The organism is Prevotella sp. DNF00663, from assembly GCF_001553265.1.
GTDB lineage: Bacteria > Bacteroidota > Bacteroidia > Bacteroidales > Bacteroidaceae > Prevotella.
Genome location: NZ_KQ960616.1, coordinates 21,982 through 34,122, shown reverse-complemented (window position 1 = coordinate 34,122; position 12,141 = coordinate 21,982). Strand labels below are relative to the sequence as shown.

Genomic DNA, 12,141 nt, shown 5'->3' with positions numbered 1-12,141 from the left:
GAGGGGGTATCAATTTTGACACACCCTCTTTTATATATGACAGAATATTTATTCTAAGACCTCTATACAAAGACAAGTTGTGGTAGATGTGCTCACTCTGAACCTATTATCCGTTCTCTCTCCTACCAACCATATGATTTTCCCGTTGGCATCTTCCACGACTAATTGCACTTCTTTTTGGAATCGTGTGCGCTTCTTATCGGTCAAATAGTCACTTATAAGCTTAGAACCTGCCATACCAAATGGGACAAACCGATCGCCTGTAACAGCATACCTCACCGTCAACGGATAGGCTGTTTTATTGAAATCCAATGTTGCCCTATTGCGTTCTCGGCTAATAATGAAGCTCTCATCATATTTACATTCAGAGAATTTGAACTTCTTTTGCTCATCCCAAACATATACTCCATTCTCCGGAATTTTTATTTTCCTTTGTAAATCTTGGGACATTGCAATCGAGAGTATCAAATATTGGCGGTCTATTAGTAATCCCCAATCACAAGAACTCCACCTTTTTCCCACTCCAGCCGGTATAGAATGCCATATTTCTTCTATTTGCGTTGGAGAGAACTGATATGCTGTTAATAATTCAAACAAAACAAACTCACCATAAAAATATTCTTGCAACTTAGTTTTACTGATGAGTATTTCCGTCTCTTTTTGGGAAACTATCACATCATTAACAGCTTGTTTGACAGTCTCATCCTGTATATTCTCCGCCCCGGATAAGTATAGAAGAGTACGTGACATGTTTCTCCGAAATGCAGGATTCATATTTTCCATCAGTGGAATCACTTGATGTCGAATCTTATTCCTCACGTATTCGTCTCCCAAATTAGAGCTGTCAACAACGTAAGATTGCCCTATTTCGGCGAGATAATCCATGATTTCTGATCGCGACACACACAGCATAGGGCGCAACACATGGCCATTTTGAGGAGCAATACCAGTCAGTCCATGAAGTCCGGTACCCCTTAATAGATTGATAAAAAACGTCTCTATACTATCATCTAGGTGATGCGCCACACATATACCTTGCCCATCCAAGTCTTTCAACAACTGTTCGAAATAATTATAACGCAGTTGTCGGGCAGCCATTTCAATACTTAATTTATACTTCTTTGCATATTCATAAGTATCAAAATGGACTGTATGAAACTTAATATCTAATTGTTGACACAAGTCTTTGCAAAATTTTTCATCGCGTATCGACTCTTCTCCACGCAAATTAAAATTGCAATGAATAGCCTCAATAGAGTATCCTAATCCACAAAGTACACGTAATAAGGCTACACTATCAGGACCACCACTCAATCCGACAAGATAAGTTGCATCGTGCTTCAGCAGATGCTCATGCCGGATAAAGTCTCTAACCTTATTAATAAAGATACTTTGTGCTCTACTCATTATTCTACATACAATACCAATCCCTTCAAATATTCACCTTCAGGATGATAAATATTAATTGGATGATCAGCTGGTTGATGAAGTTGATGCAAGATTCTTACATGGCGACCAGCCTGTGCAGCCGCAGTAAAAACAGCATTACGGAAGTTGTCTTTAGTAATAACTTGCGAACAACTAAACGTAAACAAGATACCACCACGCCTGATTTTCTGCAATCCTTTGACATTCAAACGCGTGTAACCTTTCAATGCATTGTGTACAGCGGCACGATGTTTGGCAAACGCCGGAGGATCTAACACCATCAAATCATATGTATCATCATGCTGATCAAGATATTTAAAAGCATCCTCACAGATTGCTTCATGTCGCAAATCATTGGGAAAATTGAGGTCTATGTTTCTATTTGTCAACTCAATAGCCTTAGCACTACTATCTACAGAATGGACTAATTTGGCTCCACCTCGCATCGCATAGACAGAGAATCCACCTGTATAACAGAACATATTCAGCACTGATTTTCCGGCAGAATATTGCTCTAAGAGCATTCTATTCTCACGTTGGTCTACAAAGAAACCTGTCTTTTGGCCACGCAACCAGTCTACATGGAATTTCAAACCATTCTCTATGGTCACGTCATCATCCGTACTGCCGTGGATAAAGCCATTTTCTTGTCCTAGTTCCGCTTTGAAAGGGAGGGTTGTTTCGCTTTTATAATAAATGGCATCCAGCTGGTTTCCCATCACTTCCAACAAAGCTTCACATATCTGATAACGACTTAAATGAATGCCAACACTATGCGCCTGCATCACAGCTGTCCGCCCATAACAATCTATAATAAGCCCCGACACTAAGTCACCTTCACCATGTACCAGTCGATAAGTCATGTTTTTACTACCAACAACACCAATTCTCGCTCTCATAGTCAGTGCATCCGACAATCTTGAGATCCAAAAATCATGGTTGATTTCAATGTCTTTGAAAGACAATACTCGTACAGCTATTGAACCAATTTGGAAATGCCCAACGGCAATAAAGTTCTTATCTGCCGTATAGACACGTACAACTTCGCCCTCTTCTATACCTTCATCAGCATGATGGATAGCCCCAGAGAATATCCAAGGATGGAAACGTTTTAATGATTCTTCTTTACCTTTCTTTAAGTAAATTGACTTATATGGCATAATTATGAATTGCTACTTAATGCTATTTTATTATTATCTGTATCCTGTTTCTCCTCTTCGTTTGCTATCAAATCATAGTCTTTAGTCTTCATAAGACGAGAAATTTCTTCATAAAGATTGACACATGCCCACGCATCAATAGCTGCATATACTTGCTGCTTTTCATTTAATACATCGGCATCCCAATTGGTGAGTCGTTGACGTTTACTGATCTTCTCATGAAAGATATTTGCATACAACTTCTGTAAACTCATATCCTTAATGCCAAGCAAGCCGACAATGTCCTGTAAATCGATAAAGAAACCGGGCACAAAAGCAGTGCGCCGATGTAGAGATAGTAAATCATCGTGCCATGACAAACCAATTTTGGGGACTGTAGTATCCTCCAATAGTCTAATAATAGGTGGACACATTCCTATCCTATTGAGCCGAAACAGGAAGCAAGTATCATGATTTGCCACTTGCAACAAAGATACTTTATGGCTCTCTCCTTTGTGAAAGGCAGGTCTAGTCTCAGTGTCAACACCTAAAATCTTACTTGATAGCAAATAGTCTACAGCTTTCTCAGCCTCACCTTCAGACAAGATTGTGATGATTCGCCCCGAAAATGAGACTGGTGGCAATAGGCTAATGGCTTTCTTGTCAAATTTACTATATATGATTTTTCTCATAAAGGGAAGTCTAATAGGGTGCAAAATTAGAAAAAAGATATGAATTTATGGGCGGTTATCACTTTTTTACACTATTTTTGCAATTAAATTTTTAAATACGCAAAAAGACATAATGGCAAGAAAAAAAACTGAACGTAAGCCTAAAAATATAAGCGAAGCAATCGGTTTAAAAAACAATATAGGCAGCGAAAAATCAGACTTTTTATTAGGTGTAGTCCTCGTTATAGTGGCAGTATACATGATTATTGCCATGGTATCATATTTCAACACAGGGCAAGCCGACCAAAGTTTACTAGAAGATTTGAGGCCGGGCGAATGGCTCAATAGCAAGCATGAGTTCTCCAATTACTGTGGTTCATTAGGCGCTATCATTGCATACGAATTGATTGCAGTGAATTTTGGTCTCACATCATTTCTTATTCCGGCTTTTATTATATTGGCAGGTCTTCGTTTGATGCGAGCTTATAGAGTCAATCTTTGGAAGTGGTTCCTATGCACAATGCTTGTTATGATATGGGGCTCTGTCACATTTGCCAAATTCCTAACTCCTTTCATGGGTGGTCAGGTCTTCAATCCCGGGGGAAATCATGGGCTATTTTGCGTCCAACAATTAGAGAATGTCGTAGGCCCTCCGGGCCTTACAGCTCTCTTAGTGCTTGTAGCTTTAACCTTTCTTACCTACTTGAGTGCCGAAACTATCGAAGTGATAAGGAAAGCACTTAACCCTGTTAAGTATCTCACAAACAAAGTTAAGTTCAGCGTCACAAATTTCTCGCACCACGAAGAAAATACTGTCGAACCAGAATCCCCCGAGATTTCCGACTCAGAAGACGAAGAGGAAGAAGATAAAAATGGTGAGCCTACGACTATAACGCCCCAAGAAGAAAAGGTTTCACCGGTAGTAGATTTAACAAATTTCGCTCCTTTGCAAAAGACAGAGAAGCCAGAAGTAAAAAATCCTAGCACTCCAAAATTCGATGAAACCGGTGATAATACACTCAAAGTAGAAGTAGCTAAGCAAGAAGAGACTGCTACCGGTAAGAATCTAAATATCGAAGAGATCCTGAAAACACCTATCAATCCATTGGAGCCATACACCAAATATAAGTTCCCCACATTGGACTTATTGAAAAAGTATGATGATAACGGTAGTCCACAGGTGGATATGGACGAAATCAAGGCCAACAATGCTCGTATTGTAGAAGTGCTTAATAGCTTCCGTGTCAGCATCAAAGAGATTAAAGCAACAGTAGGTCCAACCATCACCCTCTATGAGATTACTCCTGCAGAAGGTGTAAGAATCAGTAAGATTAGAAACCTAGAAGACGACATTGCACTTAGTCTTTCTGCTCTCGGAATTCGTATTATCGCTCCTATTCCGGGCAAGGGAACCATCGGTATAGAAGTTCCTAACAAGCATCCACAAATAGTTTCAATGGAAAGTATCCTCAATTCAAAGAGATTCCAAGAGACTAAGATGGAGCTACCATTAGCCATTGGTAAGACTATTACCAACGAAGTGTTCATGGTAGACTTAGCCAAACTGCCCCATTTACTTGTTGCGGGTGCCACAGGCCAGGGTAAATCCGTTGGTCTAAACGCCATCATTACTTCCCTACTCTACAAGAAACATCCGAACGAATTGAAATTCGTGCTAGTCGATCCCAAGAAAGTTGAGTTCAGCATCTACCATAAGATAGCCTCTCACATGATGGCTTGTCTACCCGAAAACGACGAAGAACCAATCATCACTGATGTCACGAAAGTCGTAAAGACATTGAAGAGCCTGTGCGCACTCATGGATCACCGCTATGATTTATTAAAGATTGCCGGAGCAAAGAACATTAAAGAGTACAACAAGAAATACGTCAATCACGAACTCAATCTGACCAAAGGGCATGAATATATGCCTTATATCGTGGTCATTATCGATGAATTCGGAGATTTGATTATGACTGCCGGCAAAGAGATTGAACTACCAATAGCCCGTATAGCACAGTTGGCACGTGCCGTAGGTATCCACATGGTCATTGCCACACAGCGTCCAACAACCCATATCATCACCGGTAATATCAAGGCTAACTTCCCCGGAAGAATGGCATTCAGAGTGAGTTCACAGATTGACTCAAGAACCATTCTCGACCGTTCAGGAGCTAATCAACTTGTCGGCCGAGGCGACTTATTGTTCTTAAATGGCAATGAACCGGTACGTGTACAATGTGCCTTCGTTGACACACCGGAAATAGAGAACATCAATAATTATATTTCTGACCAGCCGGGACCCGTAGAACCAATGGAATTACCGGAGCCTCCATCAGACGAAGGTGGAAGTGTTGGCAACGGAGGTAGTGCCGACATACAGAATCTTGACCCATTCTTCGAGGAAGCCGCCCATGCCATCGTTATTTCACAACAAGGTTCTACCAGCATGATTCAGCGTCGTTTCTCTATCGGATACAATAGAGCGGGTCGCCTAATGGATCAATTAGAGCAAGTAGGTATTGTTGGTGCGGCACAGGGTTCCAAACCTCGTGACGTCTTAATTCAAGATGAAAACCAACTAAACATATTGCTTGCCCAACTCCACGGAGCCTGATATATATTTCCTTAAAAGCAATAAAACTATTGCAAGAGTTCTTAAAGTTAGATAAATACACTAAAAGTCTCATCTCATCACAGTGTATTTTTCTAACTTTGCTCATATTAAAACTAAAAGAATATGAACAAGAAACTATTCACATTATTATTTTTTATATCAGCTTGCTTTACAGGTTTGAAAGCTCAGACTCCCTCTCAAACCATGCAAATACTGGATAAGACGGCAGCTACATTGAATACAAAAGGAGGTGCCAGCGCTAATTTTTCGATTTCAGGTGATAATATTGGGAAAACAAGTGGTACCATAACTGTTAAAAAGAATAAGTTCGTTGCCCACTCCCCTCAAGCCACAATCTGGTATAACGGAAAGACGCAATGGACTTACATGAAAAGTTCCAACGAAGTAAACATCACTACTCCTAATGAGGCCAAGCAAGCTGTAATGAATCCTTATGCATTCGTGACCATCTATAAGAGCGGCTACAACATGTCATCCAGTACGCAAGGGAATAATTATAAAGTTCATTTAACAGCCCAAAATACCAAACGTCCACTCAAAGAACTTTATCTGCTTATCAACAAGAAGACTTACGTTCCTAGCCAAGTGAAGGTGTTACAAGGAAAGAATTGGCTTACCATTAATATTACCAACTTCCAAAAGAAGAAGATATCAGACAGTGTTTTCTCGTTTAATTCTAAAGAATATCCTTCGGCAGAAGTGATCGATTTACGATAGAAAACAGTTTTTAGGTCCCCAATCGGACGCTAACCAATATTCAACACATCTATCTCATATTACTGCGACGCCTTTGCAATATCACTGCCTAGTCATCGCAGTAATGCTGTAAAGCCTGTTCACCGTTGCTGACTCGGCATTTCAGCAATATCTAAGAATTCACATGATAACACAAAACCATGTAATGAGCTTTTCCATAATAAACCAACTTTATCGCAACACTCAAATATAACATTCTTTAACCCCATTGAGTAACAATTGTTACTCATCCACTTCCATTAACTAACCTATCTTTGCGCCATCATTAATCAATTATTATATTAAAACATTATGATGGAAAATAAGATGTTCTGTTTTCAATGTCAAGAAACAGCAAAAGGTATTGGATGTACTTTAAGAGGCGTATGTGGAAAATTGCCACAGACTAATAAATACATGGATTTACTACTGAGTATTACTAGAGGTATCGGTACGATAGACCATGAACTCAGTAAAGCAGGTATCAATACTGGTATAGAGGTAGATGACTTCATTGTTGATGCGCTCTTTACAACCATCACTAATGCGAATTTTGACGATGAAGCTTTGCTTAAACGCATTGATAATGGAATCGAACTCAAGAAGCGACTCATGACTTTGACGGATCAGAACAACATCTCCCTACCCGATTATCAAGAAGTAAAATGGACTGGAGAGAGAAATGAATACGACGCAGAAGGAGAAAGACAAACCGTACTTCGCAATACCAACGAGGATCTGCGCTCGCTGAAAGAACTTATGGTTTTGGGCTTGAAAGGAATTGCTGCCTATTACGAACATGCTGCCCGTCTCGGCTATCGGGATGAAACCATCACAGACTTCATGAGTGCGGCTTTGGCCGGCATTACTGATCCAGATACTGAAATGAATACACTGCTTAACCTCGTACTAGAGACTGGCAAGCAAGGCGTGGCTGTCATGGCACTCCTAGACAAGGCCAATACCAGCTCATACGGCAATCCAGAAATCACAAAGGTCAATATCGGTGTAGGCAAAAGGCCGGGTATATTAATTTCCGGACACGACCTTCACGACATAGAAGACCTATTGAAGCAGACCGAAGGTACCGGTATCGATGTGTATACACACGGCGAGATGCTACCAGCACACTATTACCCACAGTTAAAGAAGTACAAGCATTTGGTAGGAAACTATGGTAATGCATGGTGGAAACAGAAAGAAGAATTCTCGACTTTCAACGGTCCTATCGTATTTACGACCAACTGTATCGTTCCACCATTGCCTAACGCCAACTATAAAGAGCGCGTATTCACGATGAACTCTACCGGATTCCCCGGTTGGAAGCACATTGAGACACAAGCTAACGGACACAAGGACTTCTCTGAAGTAATAGAATTGGCCAAGACATGTGAAGCTCCTACCGAAATAGAACAAGGAGAAATTATCGGCGGTTTCGCACATAACCAGGTATTCGCTCTTGCCGATAAAATAGTCGAAGCTGTTAAGAACGGTGCCATCCGCAAGTTTGTTGTTATGGGGGGATGTGACGGTCGCTTCAAAGATCGCAACTATTACACTGAATTCGCTCAGAAATTACCCAAAGATGTCATCATCCTTACCTCCGGTTGTGCCAAATATAAGTACAATAAATTGAACCTTGGAGATATCAACGGCATTCCACGTGTACTTGATGCAGGACAATGTAATGACTCTTACACATGGGCTGTTGTAGCATTAAAGTTAAAGGAAATCTTTGGAGCAGCCGATATCAACGACCTACCTATTGCATTCAACATCGCGTGGTACGAACAAAAGGCTGTCATCGTGCTATTAGCCTTGCTGAGTTTAGGCATCAAAAATATCCATATCGGCCCTACACTTCCTGCATTTGTATCGCCAAACGTACTCAAAGTACTTGTAGACAACTTCGGATTAGGCGGTATCACAACTGTAGAAGAAGACTTAAAACTGATGATAGGATAACGATCAGTATGATACTATTCACATGTACAACGGTTCTTCATTGACCAGCAGGTCGAGAAAGAGCCGTTGCTCTTGTATGGTAAGTTTTTTTTTAGTACCTTTGCATCCAATTATTATAATAAGGTATATACAAAAAATGATAACAGTTTCGAATCTTGCAATCCAGTTTGGAAAGAGAGTTCTTTATAAAGATGTAAATTTAAAATTCACTCATGGTAACATCTATGGCGTCATCGGAGCCAATGGTGCGGGTAAGTCCACCCTATTAAAGGCCATCAGTGGTGAACTTGAGCCAAACAAGGGAACTGTAGAACTCGGTCCGGGTGAGCGCCTGTCTGTGCTAGAACAAGACCACTTCAAGTACGATACATTCAAAGTATTGGATACAGTCCTCATGGGACACCAGCCTCTATGGACCAACATGAAAGAGCGCGAAGCCCTCTACTCCAAGCCAGAGATGACAGAAGAGGATGGAAACAGGGCTGCAGAACTGGAAGAAAAGTTTGCTGAAATGAATGGTTGGGAAGCTGAAAGCGAAGCTGCTCAACTACTCCAGAACCTCGGAATCAAAGAAGATAGACACGATAAGTTGGTGAGTGAACTTTCTAACAACGAAAAAGTGCGCGTCATGTTGGCCAAAGCTCTTTTTGGACACCCTGACAACCTGCTACTCGATGAGCCTACCAACGACTTGGATCTCGACACAGTAGAATGGTTGGAAGAATATCTTGGCAACGTAGAACAAACAGTCTTGGTTGTCAGCCACGACCGTCACTTCTTGGACTCAGTAAGTACCCAGACTGTAGATATTGACTTTGGCAAGGTTACTGTATTCTCCGGAAACTATAGTTTCTGGTATGAGAGTTCGCAATTGGCACTCCGTCAGGCTCAAAATCAGCGCATGAAAGCAGATGAGAAACGTAAGCAATTGGAAGAATTTATCCGCCGTTTCTCTGCCAATGTGGCAAAGAGTCGCCAGACCACCAGCCGCAAGAAAATGCTAGAGAGACTAAATGTAGAAGAAATTCGCCCAAGTAGCCGTAAATATCCCGGTATTATCTTCCAAATGGAACGTGAACCCGGAAACCAAATTCTTGAAGTAGAAGGGTTAAAAGCGGTTGATGCTGATGGCACAGTACTCTTCGACAATGTCAATTTCAACATAGAAAAAGGAGAAAAGGTAGTATTCCTTAGCCATAATCCAAAAGCCATGACGGCACTATTTGAGATTATCAATGGCAACAGGGAAGCTACTGCTGGAACCTACAAATGGGGCGTTACCATTACAACGGCCTACTTGCCTCTTGATAACACAGAATTCTTTGACAGCGATTTGAATCTAGTAGACTGGCTCGGACAATTTGGTACAGGAAACGAAGTCATGATGAAAGGCTATCTCGGCCGAATGCTCTTCAGCGGCGAAGAGGTGGAGAAGAAAGTCAACGTGCTTTCCGGTGGAGAGAAAATGCGTTGTATGATTGCTCGCATGCAATTGCAAAACGCAAACTGTCTCATACTAGATACCCCAACCAACCACCTAGACCTTGAAAGTATTCAAGCTTTCAACAATAACCTAGTCAACTTCAAAGGCAACATATTATTCTCAAGTCACGACCATGAGTTTATCGAGACGGTGGCAAATCGTATCATAGAATTGACTCCAACAGGAACAATAGACAAATTGATGAGTTACGACGAGTACATCTACGATGAACAGTTGAAAGCCCAAAGAGCAACTATGTACTAATCCAAATGCCATCTTTTATTTTCTCAAAAAGGTGGCATAACATTTGCATAGAACCTTTATAAATAGTTTATATGATGTCAGAAGAAAACATAAAAGAAACAGAACTGAACGAGGATAAGAACCAACAGAGTGCTGAATCTACAGAAAACCAACAAGAAGATGTAGAAACTCAAGAAGCTGAAACAAAAACAGAAGAACCGAAAGAAGTAGACCCTCTAACAGAAGTACAACAAAAGTTAGATAGTCTGACCGATCAATATCTTCGTACAGTTGCAGAATTTGAGAACTACAAAAAGCGTACTCGTAAAGAGAAAGCCGAATTGATAGAGAATGGTGGAGAACGTTCTATCTCTGCAATTCTCCCTATTATTGACGACTTTGAACGTGCTCTAGACGATAAGACCGAAGATCCGAAAGCCATCAAAGAAGGTATGGAACTTATCTTCAAGAAGTTTATGAAATCGCTAGAAGGACTTGGCGTCAAGAAGATTGATACCGAGGATGCCGAGTTCAACACAGACTTCCATGAGGCTATTGCCATGGTTCCCGGTATGGGAGACGACAAAAAAGGCAAAATTATTGATTGCGTTCTTACGGGATATACACTCAACAACAAAGTGATTCGCCATGCCAAGGTGGCAGTAGGACAATAATATGGCACAGAAAAGAGATTACTATGAAGTGCTGGGGCTAGATAAGAACGCCTCAGAAGATGATATAAAGAAGGCTTATCGAAAGCTAGCTATCAAGTATCATCCGGATAGAAATCCCGGAAACAAGGAAGCTGAAGAGAAATTTAAAGAAGCCGCAGAGGCTTACGACACTCTCCATGACCCACAAAAACGCCAACAATACGATCAATTCGGATTCAATGCACCGGGCGGAGGATTTGGTGGCGGATTCAGTGGTGGCATGGATATGGATGATATCTTCTCTATGTTTGGAGATATCTTCGGCGGTCATTCCGGATTTAGTGGATTTAGTGGATTCGGTGGCGGCAGCCAACAACAGAAACCACAATACCGCGGAGCAGACTTAAGACTAAAGGTTAGACTCTCTTTGAAAGAAGTTGCAACTGGTGTAGTCAAGAAATTCAAAGTAAGAAAAGATGTCGAATGTGAGCATTGTCATGGCTCTGGTGCAGAGGCAGGAAGTAGCTCTGAGACTTGTTCTACCTGTGGTGGAAGAGGCTATGTGGTAAAGACCGTTCGTACAATGCTTGGCATGATGCAGACCCAAACAGAGTGTCCTACTTGTCACGGTGAAGGAAGTGTCATCAAAAACAAATGTCATGAGTGCCATGGTAGCGGCGTTAAAAAAGGCGAAGAGGTCGTAGAAATCAAGATTCCGGCTGGTGTTGCCCAAGGTATGGTGGTCAATGTGCCCGGCAAGGGAAATGCCGGGCAACACAATGGGATTTCTGGTGACATCCAAGTTTATATTGAAGAGGAAGAGAATGATACATTTGTAAGAGATGGACAAGATCTCATCTACAATCTCCTACTGGACTTCCCGACAGCGACTTTAGGCGGCGAGGTAGAGATTCCAACACTTCAAGACACGAAAGTTAAAATCAAGATTGAACCGGGAACACAACCCGGTAAAACCCTTAGACTTCGTGGCAAAGGCCTGCCTGCTGTCAGTGGTTATGGCAATGGCATCGGAGATATGGTTGTCAACATCAGCGTCTATGTTCCCAAGACTTTGACTGCCGACGAAAGGAGCATTCTAGAAGAATGGACATCCCATGATAACTTCAAAGGCGACAATACCACTAAGCGTACTATATTTCAGAAATTTAGAAACTACTTTTCTTGA

General features: G+C 41.3%; 9 protein-coding genes. 6 read left to right on the top strand and 3 right to left on the bottom strand.

Annotation, left to right across the window (positions count from 1 at the left end; genetic code table 11):
- Positions 1 to 48: 48 nt before the first annotated feature.
- Genes tilS through HMPREF3034_RS05575 form a run of 3 tightly spaced genes read right to left on the bottom strand, consistent with a single transcriptional unit; the run spans position 49 to position 3,259 of the window.
- Positions 49 to 1,407 (bottom strand): tRNA lysidine(34) synthetase TilS, encoded by a 1,359-nt coding sequence (gene tilS, locus HMPREF3034_RS05585; protein ID WP_062433895.1) that lies wholly within the window; start codon positions 1,405 to 1,407, stop codon positions 49 to 51.
- On the bottom strand, positions 1,407 to 2,588 hold the full coding sequence (locus HMPREF3034_RS05580) for a class I SAM-dependent rRNA methyltransferase (protein ID WP_036900429.1): 1,182 nt from the start codon (positions 2,586 to 2,588) through the stop codon (positions 1,407 to 1,409). Before HMPREF3034_RS05580 ends, tilS begins: the two co-directional genes overlap by 1 nt.
- 2 nt (positions 2,589 to 2,590) lie before the next feature.
- Positions 2,591 to 3,259: a 3'-5' exonuclease gene (locus HMPREF3034_RS05575; RefSeq protein ID WP_036900427.1), complete on the bottom strand. Its 669-nt coding sequence runs from the start codon at positions 3,257 to 3,259 to the stop codon at positions 2,591 to 2,593.
- A 112-nt stretch (positions 3,260 to 3,371) separates the two neighbouring features.
- On the opposite strand from HMPREF3034_RS05575, the gene HMPREF3034_RS05570 reads away from it, so the two are divergent.
- The 6 genes from HMPREF3034_RS05570 (at position 3,372) to dnaJ (ending at position 12,141) form a co-directional block, all read left to right on the top strand.
- On the top strand, positions 3,372 to 5,855 hold the full coding sequence (locus tag HMPREF3034_RS05570) for an FtsK/SpoIIIE family DNA translocase (RefSeq protein ID WP_062433891.1): 2,484 nt from the start codon (positions 3,372 to 3,374) through the stop codon (positions 5,853 to 5,855).
- 123 nt (positions 5,856 to 5,978) lie between these two features.
- Positions 5,979 to 6,593: an outer membrane lipoprotein periplasmic chaperone LolA1 gene (locus HMPREF3034_RS05565; RefSeq protein ID WP_062433887.1), complete on the top strand. Its 615-nt coding sequence runs from the start codon at positions 5,979 to 5,981 to the stop codon at positions 6,591 to 6,593.
- A gap of 330 nt (positions 6,594 to 6,923) precedes the next feature.
- Positions 6,924 to 8,576 carry a hydroxylamine reductase gene (gene hcp / locus HMPREF3034_RS05560; RefSeq protein WP_036900420.1) on the top strand — a complete coding sequence of 551 codons (1,653 nt, stop codon included), beginning with the start codon at positions 6,924 to 6,926 and terminating at the stop codon, positions 8,574 to 8,576.
- A 136-nt stretch (positions 8,577 to 8,712) separates the two neighbouring features.
- Complete coding sequence (locus HMPREF3034_RS05555) at positions 8,713 to 10,323, top strand: ABC-F family ATP-binding cassette domain-containing protein (RefSeq protein ID WP_036900416.1); 1,611 nt, start codon at positions 8,713 to 8,715, stop codon at positions 10,321 to 10,323.
- 71 nt (positions 10,324 to 10,394) lie between these two features.
- Entirely contained in the window at positions 10,395 to 10,976 is a 582-nt protein-coding gene (locus HMPREF3034_RS05550; RefSeq protein WP_156431047.1) for a nucleotide exchange factor GrpE, read from the top strand.
- Between the two features lies 1 nt (position 10,977).
- Complete coding sequence (gene dnaJ, locus HMPREF3034_RS05545; protein ID WP_036900415.1) at positions 10,978 to 12,141, top strand: molecular chaperone DnaJ; 1,164 nt, start codon at positions 10,978 to 10,980, stop codon at positions 12,139 to 12,141.

Bases quoted from the DNA above. Each gene is read 5' to 3' on its own strand.
- tilS (WP_062433895.1), bottom strand. From the start codon at position 1,407: ATGAGTAGAGCACAAAGTATCTTTATTAATAAGGTTAGAGACTTTATC.
- HMPREF3034_RS05580 (WP_036900429.1), bottom strand. From the start codon at position 2,588: ATGCCATATAAGTCAATTTACTTAAAGAAAGGTAAAGAAGAATCATTA.
- HMPREF3034_RS05575 (WP_036900427.1), bottom strand. From the start codon at position 3,259: ATGAGAAAAATCATATATAGTAAATTTGACAAGAAAGCCATTAGCCTA.
- HMPREF3034_RS05570 (WP_062433891.1), top strand. From the start codon at position 3,372: ATGGCAAGAAAAAAAACTGAACGTAAGCCTAAAAATATAAGCGAAGCA.
- HMPREF3034_RS05565 (WP_062433887.1), top strand. From the start codon at position 5,979: ATGAACAAGAAACTATTCACATTATTATTTTTTATATCAGCTTGCTTT.
- hcp (WP_036900420.1), top strand. From the start codon at position 6,924: ATGATGGAAAATAAGATGTTCTGTTTTCAATGTCAAGAAACAGCAAAA.
- HMPREF3034_RS05555 (WP_036900416.1), top strand. From the start codon at position 8,713: ATGATAACAGTTTCGAATCTTGCAATCCAGTTTGGAAAGAGAGTTCTT.
- HMPREF3034_RS05550 (WP_156431047.1), top strand. From the start codon at position 10,395: ATGATGTCAGAAGAAAACATAAAAGAAACAGAACTGAACGAGGATAAG.
- dnaJ (WP_036900415.1), top strand. From the start codon at position 10,978: ATGGCACAGAAAAGAGATTACTATGAAGTGCTGGGGCTAGATAAGAAC.